This window comes from Bacillus sp. MRMR6, from assembly GCF_001940785.1.
Classification (GTDB): Bacteria; Bacillota; Bacilli; order Bacillales; family Cytobacillaceae; genus Neobacillus.
In genome coordinates, this window is sequence record NZ_MSLS01000037.1 from 1 (window position 1) to 21,916 (window position 21,916).

General features: G+C 34.9%; 29 protein-coding genes and 3 pseudogenes. 17 read left to right on the forward strand and 15 right to left on the reverse strand.

Going from position 1 to position 21,916, the window contains the following annotated elements; translation table 11 throughout:
- From BTR25_RS23030 to BTR25_RS28555, 4 genes and pseudogenes are all read left to right on the forward strand, one after another.
- A pseudogene (locus BTR25_RS23030) lies at positions 1 to 294 on the forward strand (IS66 family transposase); the annotation flags it as partial.
- 328 nt (positions 295 to 622) lie between these two features.
- Positions 623 to 871 (forward strand): hypothetical protein, encoded by a 249-nt coding sequence (locus tag BTR25_RS23035; RefSeq protein WP_075690336.1) that lies wholly within the window; start codon positions 623 to 625, stop codon positions 869 to 871.
- Positions 872 to 1,228: 357 nt separating this feature from the next.
- Positions 1,229 to 1,369, forward strand: a complete 141-nt coding sequence (locus tag BTR25_RS27845) for a hypothetical protein (protein WP_175596865.1) — start codon at positions 1,229 to 1,231, stop codon at positions 1,367 to 1,369.
- A 91-nt stretch (positions 1,370 to 1,460) separates the two neighbouring features.
- Positions 1,461 to 1,595 carry a hypothetical protein gene (locus tag BTR25_RS28555; protein ID WP_303046865.1) on the forward strand — a complete coding sequence of 45 codons (135 nt, stop codon included), beginning with the start codon at positions 1,461 to 1,463 and terminating at the stop codon, positions 1,593 to 1,595.
- 75 nt (positions 1,596 to 1,670) lie between these two features.
- On the opposite strand, the gene BTR25_RS28680 is transcribed toward BTR25_RS28555, so the two are convergent.
- Positions 1,671 to 1,877, reverse strand: a complete 207-nt coding sequence (locus BTR25_RS28680) for a DUF6804 family protein (protein ID WP_368483009.1) — start codon at positions 1,875 to 1,877, stop codon at positions 1,671 to 1,673.
- Positions 1,878 to 1,998: 121 nt separating this feature from the next.
- On the reverse strand, positions 1,999 to 2,418 hold the full coding sequence (locus BTR25_RS23040; protein ID WP_075690337.1) for a hypothetical protein: 420 nt from the start codon (positions 2,416 to 2,418) through the stop codon (positions 1,999 to 2,001).
- A 218-nt stretch (positions 2,419 to 2,636) separates the two neighbouring features.
- Here BTR25_RS23040 and BTR25_RS23045 point away from each other — a divergent pair, with 218 nt between their 5' ends.
- The 3 genes from BTR25_RS23045 (at position 2,637) to BTR25_RS23050 (ending at position 3,545) form a co-directional block, all read left to right on the forward strand.
- Positions 2,637 to 2,861 (forward strand): recombinase family protein, encoded by a 225-nt coding sequence (locus BTR25_RS23045; protein WP_075690338.1) that lies wholly within the window; start codon positions 2,637 to 2,639, stop codon positions 2,859 to 2,861.
- A gap of 35 nt (positions 2,862 to 2,896) precedes the next feature.
- Positions 2,897 to 3,058, forward strand: coding sequence for a hypothetical protein (locus tag BTR25_RS27850; RefSeq protein ID WP_175596866.1), 162 nt, complete (start codon positions 2,897 to 2,899; stop codon positions 3,056 to 3,058).
- 67 nt (positions 3,059 to 3,125) lie between these two features.
- Complete coding sequence (locus BTR25_RS23050) at positions 3,126 to 3,545, forward strand: hypothetical protein (protein WP_139311316.1); 420 nt, start codon at positions 3,126 to 3,128, stop codon at positions 3,543 to 3,545.
- Positions 3,546 to 3,617: 72 nt separating this feature from the next.
- Here the strand turns inward: BTR25_RS23050 and BTR25_RS27855 are convergent, their stop codons facing one another.
- Together BTR25_RS27855 and BTR25_RS23055 are read right to left on the reverse strand one after the other, a co-directional pair.
- Positions 3,618 to 3,794: a hypothetical protein gene (locus BTR25_RS27855; protein ID WP_175596867.1), complete on the reverse strand. Its 177-nt coding sequence runs from the start codon at positions 3,792 to 3,794 to the stop codon at positions 3,618 to 3,620.
- Positions 3,795 to 3,863: 69 nt separating this feature from the next.
- On the reverse strand, positions 3,864 to 4,055 hold the full coding sequence (locus BTR25_RS23055; RefSeq protein WP_075690340.1) for a hypothetical protein: 192 nt from the start codon (positions 4,053 to 4,055) through the stop codon (positions 3,864 to 3,866).
- Between the two features lie 190 nt (positions 4,056 to 4,245).
- On the opposite strand from BTR25_RS23055, the pseudogene BTR25_RS23060 reads away from it, so the two are divergent.
- A pseudogene (locus BTR25_RS23060) lies at positions 4,246 to 4,576 on the forward strand (IS3 family transposase); the annotation flags it as partial.
- A 41-nt stretch (positions 4,577 to 4,617) separates the two neighbouring features.
- On the opposite strand, the gene BTR25_RS23065 reads toward BTR25_RS23060, so the two are convergent.
- A complete protein-coding gene (locus tag BTR25_RS23065; RefSeq protein WP_075690341.1) occupies positions 4,618 to 4,965 on the reverse strand; it encodes a hypothetical protein in 348 nt (115 codons plus the stop codon).
- A 687-nt stretch (positions 4,966 to 5,652) separates the two neighbouring features.
- Positions 5,653 to 5,811, reverse strand: a complete 159-nt coding sequence (locus tag BTR25_RS28290) for a hypothetical protein (protein WP_254842782.1) — start codon at positions 5,809 to 5,811, stop codon at positions 5,653 to 5,655.
- Positions 5,812 to 5,885: 74 nt separating this feature from the next.
- Between BTR25_RS28290 and BTR25_RS28560 the strand changes: the two genes are divergently transcribed.
- Positions 5,886 to 6,014 (forward strand): hypothetical protein, encoded by a 129-nt coding sequence (locus tag BTR25_RS28560; RefSeq protein ID WP_303046866.1) that lies wholly within the window; start codon positions 5,886 to 5,888, stop codon positions 6,012 to 6,014.
- 289 nt (positions 6,015 to 6,303) lie between these two features.
- On the opposite strand, the gene BTR25_RS23070 is transcribed toward BTR25_RS28560, so the two are convergent.
- Positions 6,304 to 7,188: a sulfite exporter TauE/SafE family protein gene (locus tag BTR25_RS23070; RefSeq protein ID WP_075690342.1), complete on the reverse strand. Its 885-nt coding sequence runs from the start codon at positions 7,186 to 7,188 to the stop codon at positions 6,304 to 6,306.
- A gap of 240 nt (positions 7,189 to 7,428) precedes the next feature.
- Between BTR25_RS23070 and rfbC the strand changes: the two genes are divergently transcribed.
- The 4 genes from rfbC (at position 7,429) to BTR25_RS23090 (ending at position 10,809) form a co-directional block, all read left to right on the forward strand.
- The gene (rfbC, locus tag BTR25_RS23075) at positions 7,429 to 7,992 is read left to right on the forward strand and encodes a dTDP-4-dehydrorhamnose 3,5-epimerase (RefSeq protein ID WP_075690343.1); all 564 of its coding nucleotides are present in this window, start codon (positions 7,429 to 7,431) and stop codon (positions 7,990 to 7,992) included.
- 3 nt (positions 7,993 to 7,995) lie between these two features.
- Entirely contained in the window at positions 7,996 to 8,850 is an 855-nt protein-coding gene (rfbD, locus tag BTR25_RS23080; RefSeq protein ID WP_075690344.1) for a dTDP-4-dehydrorhamnose reductase, read from the forward strand.
- Positions 8,850 to 9,884 (forward strand): dTDP-glucose 4,6-dehydratase, encoded by a 1,035-nt coding sequence (gene rfbB / locus BTR25_RS23085; protein WP_075690345.1) that lies wholly within the window; start codon positions 8,850 to 8,852, stop codon positions 9,882 to 9,884. Before rfbD ends, rfbB begins: the two co-directional genes overlap by 1 nt.
- A gap of 190 nt (positions 9,885 to 10,074) precedes the next feature.
- Positions 10,075 to 10,809 carry a sugar phosphate nucleotidyltransferase gene (locus BTR25_RS23090; protein WP_075690379.1) on the forward strand — a complete coding sequence of 245 codons (735 nt, stop codon included), beginning with the start codon at positions 10,075 to 10,077 and terminating at the stop codon, positions 10,807 to 10,809.
- Positions 10,810 to 10,991: 182 nt separating this feature from the next.
- Here the strand turns inward: BTR25_RS23090 and BTR25_RS23095 are convergent, their stop codons facing one another.
- Positions 10,992 to 11,408: a hypothetical protein gene (locus BTR25_RS23095; RefSeq protein WP_075690346.1), complete on the reverse strand. Its 417-nt coding sequence runs from the start codon at positions 11,406 to 11,408 to the stop codon at positions 10,992 to 10,994.
- Positions 11,409 to 11,789: 381 nt separating this feature from the next.
- On the opposite strand from BTR25_RS23095, the gene BTR25_RS23100 reads away from it, so the two are divergent.
- From BTR25_RS23100 to BTR25_RS23105, 3 genes are all read left to right on the forward strand, one after another.
- On the forward strand, positions 11,790 to 12,161 hold the full coding sequence (locus BTR25_RS23100) for a helix-turn-helix domain-containing protein (RefSeq protein ID WP_075690347.1): 372 nt from the start codon (positions 11,790 to 11,792) through the stop codon (positions 12,159 to 12,161).
- 223 nt (positions 12,162 to 12,384) lie between these two features.
- Positions 12,385 to 12,546 (forward strand): hypothetical protein, encoded by a 162-nt coding sequence (locus tag BTR25_RS27860; protein ID WP_175596869.1) that lies wholly within the window; start codon positions 12,385 to 12,387, stop codon positions 12,544 to 12,546.
- 84 nt (positions 12,547 to 12,630) lie between these two features.
- Positions 12,631 to 13,542 carry a sulfotransferase family protein gene (locus BTR25_RS23105; RefSeq protein WP_075690348.1) on the forward strand — a complete coding sequence of 304 codons (912 nt, stop codon included), beginning with the start codon at positions 12,631 to 12,633 and terminating at the stop codon, positions 13,540 to 13,542.
- 1,090 nt (positions 13,543 to 14,632) lie between these two features.
- On the opposite strand, the pseudogene BTR25_RS28295 reads toward BTR25_RS23105, so the two are convergent.
- The 7 genes and pseudogenes from BTR25_RS28295 to BTR25_RS23145 all read right to left on the reverse strand — a co-directional run.
- Positions 14,633 to 14,752 (reverse strand): annotated as a pseudogene (locus BTR25_RS28295) (transposase); the annotation flags it as partial.
- 88 nt (positions 14,753 to 14,840) lie between these two features.
- Positions 14,841 to 15,947, reverse strand: a complete 1,107-nt coding sequence (locus BTR25_RS23120) for a glycosyltransferase family 4 protein (RefSeq protein ID WP_083652521.1) — start codon at positions 15,945 to 15,947, stop codon at positions 14,841 to 14,843.
- 56 nt (positions 15,948 to 16,003) lie between these two features.
- Positions 16,004 to 16,906 carry an NAD-dependent epimerase/dehydratase family protein gene (locus BTR25_RS23125; protein ID WP_075690351.1) on the reverse strand — a complete coding sequence of 301 codons (903 nt, stop codon included), beginning with the start codon at positions 16,904 to 16,906 and terminating at the stop codon, positions 16,004 to 16,006.
- Positions 16,903 to 17,727 (reverse strand): dTDP-4-dehydrorhamnose reductase family protein, encoded by an 825-nt coding sequence (locus BTR25_RS23130; RefSeq protein WP_075690352.1) that lies wholly within the window; start codon positions 17,725 to 17,727, stop codon positions 16,903 to 16,905. The genes BTR25_RS23125 and BTR25_RS23130 overlap by 4 nt, the downstream gene beginning before the upstream one ends.
- Entirely contained in the window at positions 17,727 to 18,713 is a 987-nt protein-coding gene (locus BTR25_RS23135; protein ID WP_075690353.1) for a polysaccharide biosynthesis protein, read from the reverse strand. The genes BTR25_RS23130 and BTR25_RS23135 overlap by 1 nt, the downstream gene beginning before the upstream one ends.
- Complete coding sequence (gene wecB, locus BTR25_RS23140) at positions 18,706 to 19,797, reverse strand: non-hydrolyzing UDP-N-acetylglucosamine 2-epimerase (RefSeq protein WP_075690354.1); 1,092 nt, start codon at positions 19,795 to 19,797, stop codon at positions 18,706 to 18,708. The genes BTR25_RS23135 and wecB overlap by 8 nt, the downstream gene beginning before the upstream one ends.
- A gap of 355 nt (positions 19,798 to 20,152) precedes the next feature.
- Positions 20,153 to 20,863, reverse strand: coding sequence for a glycosyltransferase (locus tag BTR25_RS23145; RefSeq protein ID WP_075690355.1), 711 nt, complete (start codon positions 20,861 to 20,863; stop codon positions 20,153 to 20,155).
- Positions 20,864 to 21,119: 256 nt separating this feature from the next.
- Between BTR25_RS23145 and BTR25_RS23150 the strand changes: the two genes are divergently transcribed.
- A complete protein-coding gene (locus tag BTR25_RS23150; protein WP_075690356.1) occupies positions 21,120 to 21,845 on the forward strand; it encodes a sulfotransferase family 2 domain-containing protein in 726 nt (241 codons plus the stop codon).
- Positions 21,846 to 21,916 lie beyond the last annotated feature (71 nt).

Below are 21,916 nucleotides of genomic sequence, written 5' to 3' on the forward strand. Positions count from 1 at the left end.
ATTTCTAAATGATGGGCGAATTGAAATGGATAATAATCCAGCCGAGAATGCCATCCGCCCCAATGTTATAGGAAGAAAAAATTGGCTATATTTAGTGTAAGTGAAGCTGGTGCAAAAGCCAATGCTATCTGTTTAAGTATCGCTGAAACTACCAAAAGTAACGGCATTGATTTCTATGAATATATAAAGAAACTTTTTACGGATCTACCGAATCTTGGTATTCAACAAAACCCTAAAATTTTAGATCAATATATGCCCTGGTCAAAAATGATTCAGGCAGAATGTAGCAAATAACTGAAAAAGGCCGTAAATCCGATTGAAAAAGTTAGGATGTACGGCTATTTGTGATGCGTACCGGAAAGGTACGCTTATTTTTATAATTCGGGCTTACTGTAGTTGTTTCACTAACAGGTAGCTTGAGTTGAAGATCGTAATGAGTTGCTGCGGCAGCTCTTTTTTTCTTGTTCCACTAACGGTCAGTTTTGTTGAAGAGTACCTCTACATATAAATGTATTTATTGGATATTTTAATATAAGAACAGTGAAGTTTGCTTTGAGAAAAGGATGTTGAAACTATGACCCAAAAACCTCTGAACACATAAAACCTTAGTGAGGTGTTTCTTTTGTTAGTTAGGTTTAAATTAAGGGAAAATTCTGCCATATTTTTTGAAAAAGAATATCCAGACATTCTACCAATAATTTCAATGGTCAAGGAAAAAGTGGCTATGAGTTATTTACTTGATTTGGAAGGGGAAGAAGCTGTTTTTGGTAGGTTTTACGATTATGAGTACATAATTGAAGTCCATACTGGGGCATTAATGGAAAGTTTATTAGTTACTATTGATTGTGTTGATAGTAGTTTGAAGAATTGAAATATTCAAGTTTGGATAACAGGCTTGATAAAATTATTATCATTAGTTTTGGAGTGCTTAGTCCTTGGGTTTTATTTTTTTAAAATACTTAGAAGTAAATTTATAGTGAACCTTACGGAACATTTGTGACTTTTCAATTCCAATTTGTAATCAAAACTGTTATATAATGTACAGGTTACACTAGCAATTGTAACCCTGATTTTTTGTGCACAAATGGTACTAGTTTACGATAGGTAAAGGAACCCATTATTATGAGGTCTTTTTCTTAGCAAATGTAAATGTTTTGCAGCAGACGGACATGTAGATGAAGTGAGCTTTTTTGCATTTCAAAAAAACATATTAAAAGGAGAGAGTAGAATGGAATCATTCATGAAAAGCACAAAATTTAAAAGCTTAATCACAAAAACAGAGGGTTTATCACCGACTAAAATGTATGTCGTACCTTTAGATGATGTGAAGGAAGCAGACCCATCAAGATTTTATCCATATATGAACTAGGGTCCAAATTAAACGAAAGATTGGACAACCAGGAGCTTAAAGCCCATAAGCAAAGTGAAGTCATAGAAAAAAGAATGAGGTTATAAAACGGTTGGTGGCTCATAACAATGAAACGAATGCAGCGCCCCAACAACTCCAGGAAACTCAAAAATTAATTGCTGCTGCAGTGGCAGAAGATAAAGTGGAATCCAAAAAGCCTTTTTGGAAAAGATGGATGAAGAAGTAAGGTGGGACAGAGGATAGGGGCAAATGAAAGGAGCAACCTATTACACATTGGGTTTAGAGGGGAGCTCCTGAGCGTTTAAAAAGGGATTGAGTTCTTTTCTTTATCGATATTATTAATAAGCATAGGTTTTACAAACAAAGCGACTGAAGCAATTATATCTATTAACAGCCATATAGACCTGTCATACAAATATATCGGAAGTATAGGGTTAAATAATATTAAAACAATAATAAAAAGACAAAAGTATGTAGCTTTTATGCCTGTATTTACGCGCTCTTTCACCCATAAATGAAAGAGTCAGTATCCAACACCAATAGACACTATCCACCTCAGTAAGTTAAAATCCTCTACAACTCCAAAAGCACCTAACAAAAGATATAACGATAATCCCAATCGCACTATATCATTCATGATTAATGTTCTCTTTTCTTGTCTTATTTTTTAATATCGTTTCATTTATAAAATTGGAGATGCCTTCTCTGCCAAAAATGAAATAAAAGGAACTGGCGAATAAGAAAAAAAATAGGGCATTTATCTTTCCGGTTTCCTCATTCATAACCTCAGCTTTTTTGTCTATTTTCTCCTGATCTTCATCCGAAAAGACAGGATTGTAACTATCATCTACATCAGGTAACCACTCTACAGGCTCTCCTATATCCACATTAAACACCTCTGGGTATCTTAAACGGACTACTTCTTCCAATACATTTCCAAAATAGAGATAATAGGAAGTTCCTAATGTTAGGAAGATAATCCCAATTATTCTTACTTTTGAAGCAGTAATAATACTCCTCTCCTTTACCAAAAGAATAAGTACAAACATCTTGTTAACTTATTAATAGAAATGTATTCCACTAGTTAATATTATAMAGTTATTCCAAATAAAAACGGAGGAAAATTACAATCATTAAACTTCCCAATAAGATAGACCCTAACGGGAGGGTTTGTTTGCGTTGAATTTAAAGGGATTGTAAAGTCCCATATACATGTCCCAAATATTCATTCATACACCTTCACTTAAGGAATAGAGGAGGAATAAGGATGAACAAAGGCTATGCAAGGGTGTCAAGTGCGGACCAGAATCTCGACAGGCAGCTCGACCAACTAATGAATGCTAATTGCTTTATGATTTACCGTGAAAAGGGTAGTGGAGCAACAAAGGCTCGGCCCGAACTTTTGCGATTTGTATGTTCTTATTACAGGCGGGAAGGTGTTAGCATCCATTCCCCGAAATTAACTAAAAATCCCTTTTATGCCGCTTCATGATAAAATAAGTGTACTGACAAATAGGAGGAATTATAATGGGTTTTTTCGATAAGTTGTTTTGGGGAGCCTCAAAACGGTTGGCAAAAGACACATCCCGAATTGTTGCTAATGAGATGAAAAAGAAGGCCACGGTGCCTAAGGCACAACCAGAAGACACGAGTTTCTATAATGAAGTAAAGATCGCTCTTTTTATGTAAATGACTTAAGAAGGAGGCTGCGGGAGCATATAACCATCATAGTACCTTAAATTTGGGTATCTTTCCATTGCAGGAAGCCTTCGACACAATAGATATTGGTGAAAAGGAAGACAAAGTTGAGCGGTCAGAGATAGAAGAAATGCTCCAAAACCTTGAACAAGAAAGTGCTATATTAAAAGAGTATATCGATTTAGGAGAACGGACCGAAGAGTACACCATCAAGTTTAAGAGCAAAGATGTCTTGGAACTTAATAAACGCATGAAAACTCTGGTTTCCTATTTTGAGAAAATGACCACCCTTTACGAACAAGCCGATAGTGCTTCAGAGGAAGACAAGAATGAGTTCTTCCGTCTTTTAAAGGCCTTTGAAACCATTTCCGAAAGCATCGACAACAAAGCCTTAGAACTGCATGAGGAGTTTACTAGTCTCAATATTGTACGAACCTGGGATAGGGGAGTTACCTCGGAAGTTGATTATAACGATTAAGAAGAATAAAAATAAACCGCTTCTTTAATTTTGAGGGAGCGGTCCTTTTATGCTTACGAATAGATTAGTAAACTATTTTCGTTTAAATGAATCAAGAATCTTATGTTCATCAGGGTCTTTCGGTCTTTGTCTACCTTTATTAAGACCTCTTTCATCTAATGATTTACTATATTTATCAATAACATCTGTGTATTTTTCATTGTTTCGCCTTATTCTTTCCTCTAATTCAGAAAGATCCATTTCTTTCATTTAGCCACAACCCTTTATGTCACTATTACTTTCTTAATAGAATTTTGGTTCGAAAGACGAACTAGAGTCCTAACTCTCCATCTTTTCCCACATCATTTCTTCCTGTCTCTTTTCTTCGAGTTGATATTCAAACGGGGTCACTTCCTTAATGCCCAAACCCATAGATTTAAACTTTTCAAGCATTTCTCTAAATGGTTTTCCTGACCCATTCATTGTCATTGCTATTTTTTCGCCATCCATAACAAAAATATATTTTATCACAATTTCACTCCTTCGCAATTTCTTTATAACAAAATGAAAGGAAGGTGAATTTATGAAAAATGAAATTTTAACGGAGATACGATCTATTGTTTTGAATGTCCAAGTCGAGAATGTTGCCCGGAAGAAAGATGCGTTTTATACCGCATAAAAAAATGGTAGAAAACATAGAAGAGTAATACCCCTTAACTAAAACGTTCTAGACCAACGATTTAAGGCTAGTAAGCCAAACCAGCTGTGGGTAACGGATATCACCTATATTCCGACCAATGTGGGCTTGGTTGTATTTGGCGAGCGTAATGGACTTATTTTCTCGTAAAATAGTAGGTTGGGCGATGGGTAAAACCATGACAAAGGAATTAGTAATCTCCGCATTAAAAATGGCTTATAAGCGCCAAAAACCAGGGAAAGGTCATATTCACCACTCCGATCGAGGTGTTCAATATGCCTTGAATGAATATCAGAAACTATTAAAAAAGTACGAAATGGTAGGCAGTATGAGCCGAAAAGGAAACTGTTACGACCGATAGTCCTGTTCTTGATGAGCTTGCTTTTACTTGTATTACTAACACACTTCTTCGCAATAACTCACGTTATATTGGAATCTAGCACTACAACCTACTCCTCCTGGGACTTGTTCACACCGAAGTGTGAGTCGTCTTACACAAGCAACAGTAAAACCTGGCGTTTGAGTTGCAGTTTGCGGTGGAATTGGATTAGGTAATACTTTTCTTATAATTTGCCCGTCACAGGTTTCAAATTCTAAGACTGCATTACAAGGGATTGCTCCTGGTGCTGGAACATTAACTTGACCTTGTCCAGTAATTGTTACACAACGTCCATCTGCTTCATAAATTAGTAAGGAAGCACCGCAAGTAAGTTCCCCTCCTCCCGAAAGAAAAGGGACTTCCAACCACTACTGAACCGCATGATTAACATTTTTGAAGACCCAATAAAATCACCTCACCTCTTGTAATTGTAATTTTACTTACAATAAATTATATTTTGAATATCTAATAATGCTTGTACTTTTAAGCAAAGATAAGGGTTACGAATAAAAGGGGCTTTGAATAGGTTCCGATGAACAAATTATGTAAAAACAACTAATTGTAAACGAGCACATTATTTCAGACTCTCTTTTTCACTTTAATCCAGGAGGAAATCTGAAATAATATGCTATTTTTTTCACTTTATTTCGGATGTGCAAAAACTTGTTCAAATTATTCCGGCTTAATTCCAAGAAATGAAAACCCCTAAAAGGGGAACAACTGGCATATAATCCTGTATTTTTATTCGAATTTGTACACCTCGTAAGTGTGGAGTACAAATCTTACTTCATGGTCCAAGGTTACGAACCAATCAAAAACCTTCTCCAAATTATGCATGTAGATACCTGTTATGGATCCGTATCTCAAATGCATAACCCTGGTCTATCCAGTGGGGCTGCTGGCCTAACCATACTCTCCATTCTTGCAAATGATGGTCAAATACTAATATCCCTCGCCTCATGATAAGCCGTTATCCTCTATAGCTAATCTGATGAACTCCTCATCGATCTGTTCTTTCTGTAGTTGAGATCCAAATAATAAACTGTTAATAGTTAAGGTATTAATGACCCGTGGCAGCCTTGAGACCGTGTTGCGATTGCTTCTATCGCCGTTTCTGTAAAGACGGGCATCTTCGCTCCTGCTAGCTTCATATGATTGCGACGGTTGTGGAAAATGAAAGCATGAATCAAAACCGCCTTTATTCCATTCAAAATAAGTCTCTCCATAAGACGACCCAAAAGATTGAAGGAAATTATCAATCTTTACTATGACAGGAGGGAGGGAAATGGGACATGATATACCTGCCGTTGTGTTTGATTTGAGTGCAACGGGGATTGGTATCGTTCGGAGTTTAGGTGAAAAGGGAATAAAGGTATACGCATTTGATATCAGAGGAAAAATACCAAATCGGTAAAACTTGGTATGATATGGTATTTGTCCGAATCTGGTTTATTAGGAGAAGAATTGTTGCAATTTCTTGTCACTACACTATCGATTCCTATTACCCGAACACTCACTAGTGGAAGCAGTGGATTAAACCGTCATTGGATATGGCTGTTAACAGGATGAGATGAAAGTCGAAAATACGTTACTAGTAGGGGCAAAGGGGCTGACAACGTCAAACCCTTACCTATCTGTCATGCTGAAGTTTAAAATATAACTGAAAAAAAGCCATAAAAAGTTACTAACTACTCTCTATGGTCTTACTTTTTATCCTGGTTTTTACAGATATTCTTTCTTATTTTCATAATTACATTAATTACAGCAACTACCCAAAAAATGGAAAGCACTACATAAGTAAATAGACTTATTGTATGAGAGACATCTAAAACTCCTAATATAGTTCTGATATTAGTTAAGATAATAATTCCACCGACTAGAGTTCCTAAAAGGTTAGTCGGTATTATCTTGACTAACCAAGCAGCAATTGGCGCAGCTATAATACCACCAATCATTAATGCAACTACCCATTGGATATGAATATGTGTCCACCCTAAGGTTAAAAGAAAACCTAGTGTAGAAGATACAGCAATTGCAAATTCACTTGTATCTACTGATCCAATTACTTTTCTTGGTTCCATCGTGGTGCTTGTTAATAATACAGGTGTTGCGATTGGACCCCATCCCCCGCCTCCTGCAGAATCAAAGAAACCAGCAATAAAGCCGAGAGGTACAAAGTGCTTATTTCCCAGTTTCTTTTCTGATAGTTGTTTGGAAGGATTAAAATTAAACAGGAAACGATAAATGACATAGACACCTAACATTAACAGAAAAAAGGAAACATAGGGTTTAACGATGTCACCAGGAATACTGCCTAAAAAACAGGCACCAATAAAAGCCCCAATAGAACCAGGTATTATTAATCTATAGACAACATGTTTATCCACGTTTCCAAATCGAATATGCGAAACTCCCGATGCAGCAGTTGTAACTACTTCTGCCATGTGAACCGAAGCAGAGGCTATAGCAGGTGTAATACCAAACATAAGTAATAATGAGGTTGAGGTAACTCCATAGGCCATACCTAAGGAACCATCTACTAACTGTGCTACCAATCCAATCAAAGTTAGAATTATTAGTCTTTTCAAAAAAAACTCTCCTTTTGAACAATTTCTTGAATAGACAAATAAAATTAATAAATGTGCTATTAAATGAATAATTTTTTTGTATTGTTGACTTATCTAATAATGGTTCTAACCTACAATATGAGAGGACAAAATAGAGGGTTCCAGTATATGTATAAGGTTTCCTTTTTAAAATTGTTATAGCATAAGGTAAGGTCTAAATGGTAAATGTCGTCATACTGTTAAATGAAGAGGTGGTATGAATTGAATATTATAGAGACTTCTTTACCAGGGGTAAAAATAATTGAACCCAAGGTATATGGTGATTATCGCGGATGGTTTATGGAAACCTACAGCCATGCCTTGTTTCAAGAGGCTGGCTTAGAAATAAGCTTTGTTCAAGATAACCAATCGTTCTCTATCGCTAAAGGGACAATAAGAGGAATGCATTATCAATTAAAACCTAAAGCACAAACTAAGCTCGTTCGATGCACGAATGGAGCAATTTTTGATGTGGCGGTAGATATTCGAAAAGGTAGTCCCTCATATGGAAAATGGGTCGGTATTGAACTTAGTGCAAAGAATAAAAGACAATTACTTATCCCAAAAGGATTTGCACATGGATTCATGACATTAACAGATAATGTAGACGTTCAATATAAGGCGGATGAGTTTTATTCTCCTGAGTGTGATTGTGGAATTCTTTGGAATGACCCTCAAATTAGAATCGTGTGGCCTAATAATATTACTCCTCCTATATTATCAGTAAAAGATAAACATACATCATTCCTATCAGATGCTAAAAATAATTTTATCTATGGAGAATAAACGATGAGAATTCTAGTAACAGGTTATTCAGGACAACTGGGTTATGATGTTGTTCGAGAGGGAGTAAACCGTGGAATTGACATGGTTGGCATTGGATCAAAAGAATTAAACATTACGGATGGTCCATCTGTTAAGGAGTTTATACATGAAAAGAATCCAGATGCGATTATTCATTGTGCGGCCTACACTGCAGTAGATAAAGCAGAAGATGATAAGGAGAAATGTTGGAAAGTAAATGTTGAAGGTACAACTCATTTAGCTAATGCGGCTAAAGAAATAGCTGCGAAGTTTATGTTTATTAGTACCGATTATGTTTTTGAAGGATTGGGAAAAGTGCCATTTATCGAATCAGATGTACCTAATCCTGTTGGATTTTATGGAATTACTAAATATGAAGGTGAAAAAGTGGTACAGTCCCTTTTAAACGAATGGTTCATTGTACGAATATCGTGGGTATTTGGAATGAATGGTACCAATTTTGTTAAGAAAATACTCGAGTTAACGGAAAAGTGTAGTGAGCTAAATATTGTGGGGGATCAGATTGGTTCTCCTACCTATACATTTGAGTTATCACGCTTATTATTAGATATGATCCAAACAGAAAGATATGGAATTTATCATGCAACGAATGAAGGGTTTTGCAGTTGGGCAGAATTTGCCAACGAAATTTTTCATATAACAAACAAAAGGATAAAAGTAAATACCATTACGTCAGAAGAATATCCCACAAGAGCCGTTAGACCAAAAAACTCCCGTATGTCTAAACAAAAATTAATTGATAATGGTTTCAATCCATTACCTTCCTGGCAGGAAGCATTAGAACATTTTTTAACCAATTTAAAATTGGAGGGGAAATAATGGCAAAGAAAAAAGTTCTTGTAACGGGTGGGGCAGGATTCATTGGTGGAAATTTCGTACAGTACTTGGTTAATAAATATCCTTTCTACGATATTTATAATTTAGATTCATTATCGTATGCAGGTGATTTAAGAAAGCACTATCTTATTGAAAAGAAAGAAAATTATCATTTTATACAAGCAGATATTATAGAACGAGAGGCGATTTTCTCTTTTTTTAAAAAAGAAAAATTTGAATATGTTATCCATTTTGCGGCAGAAAGTCATGTTGATCGATCCATCTCAAGTCCTGAAAAATTCGTTAGTACGAACGTGTTGGGCACTTTAGTTTTACTAGATGCTGCAAAACAGTTGGGGGTTAAAAAATTCATCCATGTTTCAACCGATGAGGTATATGGTGAATTAAATGTTGATTCAACGACATTTTTTACTGAAGAAACTCCACTCCAACCAAATAATCCTTATAGTGCAAGTAAGGCATCTTCTGATTTATTAGTACGTGCTTATTATAAAACATTTGGACTTTCAATTAATATAATACGTTGTTCTAATAATTATGGCCCGTTCCAATTTCCTGAAAAATTAATACCCTTAACGATTTCACGTGTACTAAATAATGAAAAGGTACCAGTATATGGAGACGGGAAAAATATCCGAGATTGGCTTCATGTACGTGATCACTGTACTGCAATTGATCTTGTCCTTCATCAAGGCGTTAATGGTGGTGTTTATAATATTGGCGGACATAATGAGCAAACGAATCTAGAAGTGGTAAAAACTATTATTCAAATGTTGGGAAAATCTGAAGAGTTAATTGAATTTATAGCAGACCGCTTAGGGCATGATAAACGCTACGCTATTGACCCTGCTATGATAGAAAAGTTGGGTTGGAAACCGGCATATACTTTTAAAACAGGGATTACTCAGACAATTCATTGGTATCTTAATAATAAATGGTGGTGGGAGCCAATAATCAATGGGAACACCAATTTCACTTTTAAAAGCAAGTATCCCTTAAATAAAAAGCTTGAATAAATAAACGAAATTACAAATGGTTGATTTAGATTTAGATCTATGTTTGTTAATTGGGAAAAAATTTTTCCTAATGTAGCCTTAGAGACACAGTAAAAAGACTATTCTGTATTATTTTAAGAAGAAAGTTATAGCAAACCTTTTCTTTTCATATCTTGATAAAAAGTGAAACTAAATGGAAAGGGATGTAACAATGAAAGGAGTAATACTAGCTGGAGGTAAAGGGACTCGCTTAGAACCTTTTACTAAAATTCTTAATAAACACTTGCTCCCAGTTGGCCCTAATCCAATGATCTACTGGCCAATAAGTCGGTTAAAACATGCTGGAATTAAAGATATCTTAATTATTACGAACCAACAACATTTAAGTTCATTCATAAATATATTGGGCAATGGTGAAGAATTAGGTGTTAATTTGTCCTATAACATTCAAAATGAAAACGGTGGAGGGATTGCAGATGCTTTAAAAGGTGCAGAAGAGTTCGTTGATGATAAGTTTATCGTCTTGTTAGGTGACAATCTATTTGATGACGAGTTACTACCCTTTATTGTTGATTTTCAAAAAGGAAATCATCAGGCAAAAGTATTATTAAAAGAAGTAATGGATCCAGAAAGATATGGAGTTGCTTTATTAGATGAAAGTAAAAATTCTATAATTTCTATCATTGAAAAGCCTAAAAATCCTATTTCAAGGTTTTGTGTCACAGGAATTTATTTTTATGACAAATTAGTATTTGAATTAATTGATTCATTACATTCTTCATACCGAGGAGAAAAAGAGATTACTGATTTGAATAATCTTTATATAAATAGAAATGGTCTAAGTTTTGGGATCTTAAAATGCTGGTGGTTAGATGCAGGTACTCATGATGCATTATATAAAGCTAATAAACATTTTTATGAAAAAGAAATAGAAACAAAATCTTAAAATACCAGGACCATTGCCTATGAAATACTTTTTTGATTAATGTACCAACTACTATTTATTATATTTCTTATTTTACCAATTATGAATTTTTATTAAATTTTAACTTATATATAGAAAATAGTGTTAATGGAATTAATAAAGATTTTATTTTTTGGAACTTAAGTGTTTTTATCTATAATAAGTTATTGGTCAAAATGAGGTAAATAGTAACCCCCAAGTTGTTTAACATCAATCGGTACACAACATCCAATTAATCTATCCGTTTTCCCATTTTTTAAGATTGGTCTTATAGCAACAACTAAACATACATTCTCATTAGTTTTAGGAGATATAAATTGAAGCATTTCTTGACCGTTCCATGCTTTATCATATATGGCTGGAATCTTATCTGCCAAATCTTGTGTTATAGGAAGTTCGGAATATGTTTTTCCGATTATATCTTCCCGTTTTAGTTTTAGGGTATCTAGCATCATCTGATTTACATTTGTAAAGATAAATGAATTACTTATCTTTTTAACTTCAAAACGGATCTTGCCATGTACATTTTCAAAATCGTGTATGAGCATACTTATAAGATGTGTAATGCTAATTTCATGCAAAGTATTGCACCTCTCTTTATGAAGGATCTTACCTTACTTATTAGTATGATTCAAAACTATTAATATTATTTAAAATATAAAAAAACATATTACTATTATCCTATGAATATTTTACTAACTAAAAACATGAGTTACAATACATCATCAACATATTTTTTAATCAAAATCTAAAGCGTAATTTTGGTAATTATATAAAAAGACAACAGGTCTTTGACCTGTTGTAAAAGGATGATTTTTTCAATATAAGTATATGCACGTTTTGGGTGTTATGAACCAATTTTTTATTTTTTTTTGCAATAACCACCAATTCATAAGAAAAATATTCCATTTATGAGTAGTTCAAGCTAAAATTAAATAAAAAAGGAAGTGGGGACTGACTGCATGAAAGGCAAAATTAAAGTCMTTAGAAAGAAAAATCGCGATACCTTAAAGGATTTATCCAACAAGATAAATTATGATTATAGTAACCTTTCTAAAATAGAAAGAGGAATTTATCAGCCATCATTGGAATTATTAAAAAAAATTGCTAACGTTTATAATGTAAATATGAATTATTTTTTCGATGACTACAATGACTATACTTCAGACGAAAATAAATTTATGGGGGAATTGGATATTTCTTCTCATGAGGAACTATTTAAGAAATATAATTTCGTGTTGGACGGAAAGAAGCTTTCAAAGAGTGAACTTGAATTTGTAATCGAGGTCATCCGCAATCTACGGACTACCTTTAATAATGAGAACCAAAACTAAAAATATAAATTCTGTGAGTCCCACCAACCTAATTTTATACATACTCATTACCCCTGTAGACTTCCACCTAAATAAAATAAATACTTCCAAGTTGAAAAACCTAAAAATATATCCTTTATGAAGGATGGTATTACTTTTATTCGCAAAAAAACAATCCCTTGTGCAACCGTACAAGCAAAAATAAGTCTTATTAATATAATATATTATGAAGTGAGGTGATTTTATGTGTTTATGCCATGAGTTTAATAAACGATTTTCACCTAATGGCTTGTACCAGGGAAGAGTTGTTCAAGCAACAATTGGTAAAAATGTAAAATTAGTTTCTCCACAAGCCATGGTGAAACAAACAACACAAATGTATAAAAGGTACGGAAAAAACAAGTAAATGAGTATGTAAAAAGCGATTGCAGCCAACAATCGCTCTTTACTTGAACTTTACCAAAAACAGTATCTTTTTTGGGGGGATATAATGATTGGGAAAATTGAAAAACCAATTTTCTTGGTAGGTAGCATGCGTAGCGGAACGACAATGCTGGCTGATTTGCTGGGTGGCCACCCAAATATTATTCATTGCCCGTTTGAATTGCGAGGGGTTTGGTCAAAGGTTGGAAATGTACCGATGGCCTCACCGAAAACTTTAGATCGAGAATGTCCTTGCTTAACAGAAACTGACGTTCAACCGTTTCAAGCAGAGCGATTGTCACGTGCATTTATCACCGAAATGAAAAAAAATAAAGGCCGTAAAAATATAAATCATGCCTTCCTATTAAATAAAAACCCCCACTTAGGGAACAAGTTGCCGTTTGTCAACGCCCTTTTTCCTGATGCAAGATTTATTTGGATATACCGCGATATGCCAAGTGTAACAGCTAGCCTTAAAAAGATACTAAACCGGAAGGTAATTCATTACTGGCCTGCAAAGAATGATTTGGAAACAGTCCGATGCTGGGAATGCTTTTTTAATGGTATTCCGGCCCAACTCGATCGTAAACGTTGTTTTCCAGGGGGGGATATTACGTATTTAGCGGAATATTGGTATGAAACCAACAAAGCCATTTCAGATTTTTCCCAGTCCATTTCATCAGATCGGATTTTCTTAATCAAAGAAGAAGAGTTAATAATGGAGCCTGAAAAAGTTTTAACAGATTGTCAGTTCTTTTTAGGTATTCCCATCAATCTCCCCACAAACATCATTAGGAAAATTGACAGGAATCGGAATGACCTGTGGAGTAAAAGGCTAACAGAGATTGAGATTTATTCACTATTAAATTTTGTTCAGGAATACGGTGACTCATTAAATAATATTTTTCCAGAGGGCAATTTTTTCTCAAGATATAACGAGATGCTTTTATCTTTAAATAAGTCAGAAAGGGGAGGTTAAATCAACTGATATCGCCAAATCAAATACGCTCATGAAAGTATCGCGCAACACAGCAACAATAATTGCCTTTGGTATCCGGAAGACTTAGGTATCAACGTTATCTCTCATCGGACGCCTAGTTGTGTTAAAGTTTAGAGCTCTTTATATTACCACGTCTTCTTGTACATCAAGTAATCTTTAGCCTTCTACTGCAATATCATTAGCTGATAAGCTATGAAGATATGATTATAATTAATGTTTACTTTGTAGATGAGTAATAAGGTATATGATTTTTCACTCCAAAACGAGGACCCTGACAAATACAGAACAAGTTTAAGTCGAACCTCCTTAAGGGGAAGCGTGAGCCAAGGGAGCACTCGCGCTTTTCCCTATTTGGGACCTTCATCTTGAGTATAATTATGGCGGGCAATTTGAACCAGCCAATCATCGCAATCAAGACAGACCCAATAAGTGAAAGGACCTGTAAATCCGCCCCGGAGCAAGACGCCTTCAAAGCCACAATTCTGTTTACATATAGAGCACTGAGTACCCATCGAAGAAAAAGGGTCAGACATAACAAAAACAAACAAACTAATCTACCTCCCCTCGAACCAACCTATCAAAATTCCAGCATAAGGCCTTATTCTTTACGCTCAAAATCAGCAAAATCTTTTTTAATAATTCGCGCTTTTCTTTACTACCTTTATAGTGAAATATAATTGCGCTTTAGTCTTAAAATTCGGTGATGCCTCCCGAATAACCCCGCGCGATGTTTTCTTGCTTGGTGCTAGACCGTCACTTCGTACATGTACTTGGATAATCATTTTGAATAAAGTTTTCAGAATCGCATTGTCGGCGTTGATTCKAAGTGTTTCAAAATTGCCTTTTTTCCAAAACATACAATAAAATGACACCAAGCGTATGTCTAACTTCCAAGCAATCACCACCCTCTATAAATATTGATTTATCAATGGTTGGATCTGTTGCTGGGGTGTCAAGTAATATTTTTTAACACGATTCTTAACAAAATTTTTATATTAAATGATTCCACATATGTGCACGCTACGCGTTCACTACTTGGTAAAGATGGTAAGTAGTGATAGGGAATTAGCCGAATCATCGGCATCATCACTGGGAAAAGGAGGGCGCTTAGTTTTCTTCTGCCCCTTTTGGAGATGCGTTTTTGCCTTATGTGTTAACCGGAGTAATTTTCACGTAATGCAATTCCACTGTAATTCTGTCCTTTTGTTCTCTATGACACTATATAACTTTTTCACAAAATTCCACCTGTTGTCATTTGGTTTCTATTGTCTATTGAATTAATTTTCTATCTGTAATACTTGATGATAAACAGTTATCGTATTATTAATTAATTTATCAATTGACCAATTGTCGATTGCCCAAATTTTCGCGTTTTGTGATAAGGTTTCCCGCAGTTGTTTATTTTCCATAAGATTTTTTATGTCTAAATAGAGAGCATGACTGTCTTTCTTGGGGGAAATCAGTCCAGTTACTCCATTTTGGACCATTTCCGGTATCCCTCCAGCATCGGAGACGGCAACTGTGACTCCTGCAAGTTGTGCCTCCATTAAGGCATAGGGCATATTATCCTGCAAACTCGGGAAAACAAACAAATCAACCTCCTTTAATATGGAAGGGACATTTTCTTGATTTCCAAGAAACTTTACGTGTCCTCCAAGTCCCAGTCTATTTACTTTTTGTGTAAGCTGATTGCGAAGAGGGCCATCTCCAATGAGCCAGCAAACCCAATCTTGCCGCTCGTGTTTTAACTTTGCAAGCGAGTCTATTAGAAATAGCTGTCCTTTTAATGGAATTAAGCGTGCTGTACAGGCGAGTATAAATTTATTTATTGGCTTTGTAATTGAGGAGGGCAATTCCATCTTTCGAGTAAACTCTGCTGTATCAATCCCGTAGCGAACGATGGAAAAGGGTTGATTCTGCTGGATTTTATATTGACTTAGAAAAACATTTTTTAACCAGTTTGATGAAATAATACAAATATCACTTGAAGATACTGCTTTAGACTCAACGTCCATCATTTGCCGCCAGACTGAGGTACTTTTTGTTATTCCACCATTGATTAACATATTAGAAGCTAATGCGCCGTGTAATGAACTGACTAAAGGGACATTTTTGGGCCTTATTTGTGAAATGGCTACTGTGGGTATGATACCTTGTGAATGAATGAGGTCGTACGTTTCAAAAGGTAAACGAGCAGCAGCAGCACGATAAACGGCAACCTGGCTTTGTATAGTTATTTGCTTTTTCTGGTTCTTTAAGAAAGGATTATAGGTAAAAACATCAACAAGATGTCCCTGAGATTTCAATCCTTGAACAAGTTGTTCAATATAGGTTGAAACACCAATTTTTCCTGAATAGGTAATCGATGTAATAAGAATTTTCATGTGTTTCTCCCTCTTTAATATAAATGAATGCGTTTATATGTGCGTTCCTAACTTAGTTATTTTAAATTCCTACGATAAAAATTTAGAATATCAAGTAATGATGTTTCAAGCGAATAGGCAGGTTTCCAGCCTATTTTTACTAGTTTTACTGGACCTGCTTCAGCCGTCTGTTCTACTATCTCATTTGACAGTGACCTCAGTTCAAAGTTCACGGTTGTTAATGATTTTAATCCGTTAATTATTTCTTTCAGCGAGCGGTTCTTCCCTGATGATATCTCATATATCTCTTCAGATTTCCCCTTCAAAAGGAGAGTTTCATAAGCACTCACTGCATCTCTGACGTCGATAAAATCCCGTTGGACATTTGGGTTGTTCACTTCAAGTACCTTGTCTGCTTTATTCATTTCCATGTCTGCTATCTTTTTAGCAAAAATAGAACATACACCGTTTGAGAAGCCTGGTCCAATTAAATTAGAGGGTTTGGCAATTACAATATGCAAATTGTAGAGAACTGCCCACGATTGAGCGATTAATACTTGCAGTGTCTTGCTTAGACTATATGGGTGAGTAAGAGTAGACATATTTGCTGGGTTAAATTGAAGGGCTGAACCTGCAACTACAATTTTACAATTTGGATTTTCCTGGCGAAGTGCATCAATAATATAGGCAGTGGATAGGGTGTTTGCTTCTAAAGAAGAAATTGGATCTATCCATGATTGTCCAACGTGATTTTGTCCTGCTAAATGAAGAAGATAGTGGGGTTTGACTTTTTTAATTAAATGATTTACTTCATCTTTATTTGTTAGATCCGATCGTTCTATACGAACGTCGTTATTTTTATAAGTGTTGTTATTTATTATGGCTGTAACATCAAAACCCGCCTTCACAAAATGTTTGCATGCATGCTGACCTGTAAACCCACTTGCCCCTGTAATTAACAATCGGTGCCGTTGATTCATTGCCTTTGCATCCAGTCCCTTAATTCTACTAACATATCCTCATAAGGTGGAACCAAGTATTGAAAATCTGTCCTTGTGCTTTTAATCGTTCGATCGAGCACTACTTCATAATCTGGAATGATTTTCACATTATTCTTTTCAAAGACCTTTTGGATCATTTTTAATAGTTCGTACTTTGAAACAATTGTATCTGAACCTAGATGATAAAGGCCAGTAATATTGTGCATAATCATTTTTTCCGTTGCTTTGGCTAGTTCAAGTGTTGTTACACCATTCCAATAGGCTTTCTTATATCCTTTAATTTCCCCGGTTTGCTTCATAAACCATAAATATAATCCAATCCCATCTTCTTTTAATTCCGGTCCTATGATTGAAGTACGAATGGTTAAATGTTTATCACTAATAATTTCTCCTAAACGTTTAGATTGAGCATAAACAGATGTACCATCCGGTATATCATCTTCAATGTAATTACCTTTTTTTCCAGAAAAAACACAGTCTGTACTAATATGAATAAGTTTTCCTTGATGACGCTCAATCAATTTCATCAATTGGTGCGGTAATAAACTGTTTACTTGGAAAGCCAGTAAGGGGTCATTACTTGCGTGTTCATTTAAAATGCCCACACAATTGATGATAATATCAGGTTTTATCAATTCAATAATTTCTTCGAGTCTTGCAAAATCAGTTACGTCGAGATAATGGCTGTTTTGATCAATTCTAACTCTTGATGTATAGAACACTTCATACGCTTTTTCTGTGAAATAGGCTGTCATTACATGTCCTGCCATTCCTTTTCCACCAAGAACCAATAGTTTCATTAAATAAAACCGCCTTTTGTTAACATCTCTTTAATTTCTTCTTTACTCATTAATCCTGTACTAGAATTATAGCTTTCTAAATTTACAGGGGGATATTTTGCATAATGTTCCTTTACACCATTAATATTAATGGCTGGCAAAATAACAAAATATTCTTCGTCATAAGAGACTGTCATTGTACTTTCATATGCTGAAAGAAGTAGTTCATGAATTTTCTCTCCTGGCCGGATCCCGAGGGTCTCAATCTGAATATTTTCCTTATTGGATGCCTCTATTAATACCTGAGCAATGTCAATAATCCTGCAGGCAGGCATCTTCATGACAAAAGTTTCCCCCCCGATGCTTTCAAAAGTTGCCTTAAATAATAGCTTTATTGCATCCTTTACGGTTAAGAAAAAACGAGTCATTCTTACATCTGTAATTCCAACTTTTTGCTTTTCTTGAATTTGCCTTTTAAACACATGGATGACACTGCCATTTGTCCCTAATACATTTCCACCTCGGATACATACAAACTTCGTTGTCGTATTTAATGTATTCGCATGAATAATTAGTCTTTCGCCCATAGCTTTTGATAACCCATAGAAGTTAGAAGGATCTGAGGCTTTATCGGTAGAAATATAAATCACTTTTTTAACATTGGAACTAATAGCAGCATCTATTACATTCTGCGTTCCAATTACGTTTGATTTTAATGCTTCGATGGGCTGATCCTCGCATACCGGAACATGCTTTAAAGCAGCTAAATGAAAAATATAATCTACACCTTGGCTTGCTTCAATTAATGTGTCTTTCTCTTTTATATCTCCAATAATAAAATGCAGTGTTGGATTATGGTCGAACTCTTGTTTCATGGCAAATTGATTGGTCTCATTTCTTGAAAAAATACGGATTTCCTTCGGATTGTATGTCAAAAGTTGTTTAACTAGTTCATGTCCCCACGAACCTGTCCCGCCTGTAACGAAGATAATTTTATCTTTAAACAATTTCCATGCCTCCTAACAAAATTTTAATCACTTTATCCGAAACGTTTTTATGGTCGTATCCGTCAGGGTAGGACCATATTTTTGGCTGTGTTACCATAACATGAACACAATCAAGTATCTTATCTGCATTTATCCCTGATAGCATGTTACTTCCACATTCAATTGTTTCGGGTCTTTCTGTGGTTTTACGAATGGTTACTGTAGGTACGAAAAATAAGCAGCATTCTTCCTGGACTGTTCCACTATCTGTTAAGACACACAAAGCGTTTTTTTCTAGTTTGACAAAATCAAAAAAGCCAAAGGGCTCATGAAATTCTACTAACGGATGAACCGATAATGATGAATTGCTTTCTAATCGCGATTTTGTACGAGGATGAATACTGCAAATTACCCTTTTTTGATAGTTCTCAGCCACCAAATTAATCCCCTTCATAATTTCTAATAAGCGGTCTTCATGGTCAACATTCTCAGCACGGTGGGTCGTAACTAAAAAGTAGTTTTCCTTTTTTAACGATAGCCTGTTAAGGATCTCACTGTTTTCTATATCGTTTTTGTAATTCTCTAATACCTCATAAATCGGATTGCCGGACAGAATAATTCGATTTGAAGGAATCCCTTCCCTTACCAAATTTTCTTTACTTTGAGGAGTATATGGCAAATTGAAACTTGAAATGGCGTCGATCACACGACGGTTCTTTTCCTCTGGAACTTCTAGATCAAAACAGCGGTTGCCAGCTTCCATATGGACAACTGGGATCCCCATTCTTTCCGCTAAAATAGCACTTAATCCACTGTTTGTGTCACCTAAAACTAATACTTTATCTGGTTTTTCCTTCAGTAGGATAGTCTCAAGACTTTTAAACATTTCCGATAGCTGCTGTCCTAAGGTTTGCTGATGATCCTGCAATACAAAATCAGGTTTTCTAATTCCTAACTGCTGAAAGAATATATCACTCAGTGACGAAGTGAAATTTTGTCCTGTATGAACTAAAGTGTGCTGTTCTGCAAAATAATCTAATTTTTTAATAATGAGGCTTAGGCGAATAATCTCAGGCCGTGTACCTAAAATGGTCATTATTTTCACAGTTAATCCCCCTCGTCTATTAGTAGTAAGAGCACTTTCCACAAGAATTTCCAGTTGATCCGGATTCTAAAAAATCGCACTAGAATTCCTTTTTTTTCACTTGACATATTACCACTGGGTTAGTTAGTTTTGAGTTTCTTTCATGCTTGGCCCTTTACTTTTCTTAATAGGTTATGCGGTTATATTCTTGTTGCAATGGTAATCTATTGCTATGTTTACCAATTGGATTTGATATATTTACCAATTATCCCGTCTAAAAAGGACAAAATTAGAATTGAAGGTAACGTTGTCTCCAGTGATAAATTAAAACTTCTTAACTAACTAAACCCCTTGGGATCCAAGGGGTTTTAGCTAGTTATATCCGTTCAATATATTTTAAAAGAAGGGGCCGATAATACATTTCTATTTCAGCTATTTCTTGTTGCATTTTAATTTGATATTTGCTTGTTCCTGATTCTTCGTGCTTCCTGAATTTAACGAGCACTTCATCGAAATAATACAATTTATAGCCGTTTACCAATAAACGAAACCACATTTCATAATCATGTGTATACCGATGGTAAGGATTAAAGTACCCAATCCGGGCAAATAGGTTCTTCTCCATAATCACAGTACAGCCATTAACAGAGTTTTTGGTTAAAAAAGCATTGTAAATCTGTTTCAAATCCGAAAAACGGTAGCCACAACAAGGAATAATGACTTTGTTATCCTTATCGATGATATCATAATTTGTGAAACTAACTTTTGCATTTTTGTTTTGCATAAAAGTAATCTGTTTCAATATTTTTTCGGGAAGAAAATAATCATCAGAGCTTAACCAGGCAATATATTCCCCAGTAGCTGAACGTATTCCATGGTTTAATGCTGTAGCAGTACCTCCGTTTTCTTTTTTTAGATAAACAATTTGATCATGAAATGGAGCAATTTTTTCAGTGTAAATCGTCGAACCGTCATCTACTACAATAATCTCTTTATTAGGATATGTTTGATTCAGGGCACTTTGAATTGCCTGATCTACATATTTACAGTTATAAAATGGAATAATAATGGAAACTTTTGGATACACTTCTCATCCTCCTTAAAGGTAAATGTTTAATGAAAATCCGTCCTAGCAAACTTAGATTTCTATTCTCGCATGTACTACACTATTTAGCATATGTAATAATTCTTTCATTTGATATAAATTGGTTCTTAAAACCTATTAACATTAGAAAATTACCATATCTAATGTTTAAAATGATTTATCTCCATTCCATTTTTAACCTCACTAACATATGTTATTTAGCATAATATCTATCTTAAATAGAGTGGAGATGATCATTATGATTAATGATAAACTTACCGTTTTCATGCATATACCTAAAACTGGGGGAACTACTTTAAGTGAAATTTTAAGACAACAATACGTTTTTGGAGAAATATTTGATCATGATTCGTTGGGAGGTATAATGAAAAAAGCTGATCAATTGACTATAGAGGAAAAGAGGAACATCAAAGCAGTTGCAGGTCATTATTTTTATGGGGTCCACGAGCAATTTAAAAAATCATGTACCTACTTTACTATGTTACGGGAGCCCATTGACCGTGTTTTGTCTTCATATTATTTTCTTCGAAACTATAAAGGATATGAAAGAGTTAAAAATATGAGCTTGCGGGAATTTGTATTAAATGAGCCAGAAGCTAAAAATTTACAGACCTTGATGATATGCGGACAAAAACTTCATCCTAACCTCGAAAAAGCAAAAGAAAATTTAAAAACATTTAAAGTGGTAGGGATAACTGAATTATTTAATGAGTCCCTATTTCTGATTAAAAAGGAATACGGTTGGAATAATATTCACTACGATAAACGCAATATAACAAAAAAACGCCTGCGAAAACAAGAGGTCCCAGCTTCCGTTATAGACTTAATTAAACAATATAATCAATTAGATTTGGAATTATATGAGTTTGCTAAGCAGCTCATATCTCAAAAACTTACTACTTTAACGGTAGATGAACAAAAACAATTGCAAAAGTACAAGCAGGAGCAAAGCAGAAGAACTTAGTATCAGGTTCCAAACTCATAAAGGAGAAGACTTTTATGCGGAATAAGTCTTCTCCTTCTATTTCTTCTTAG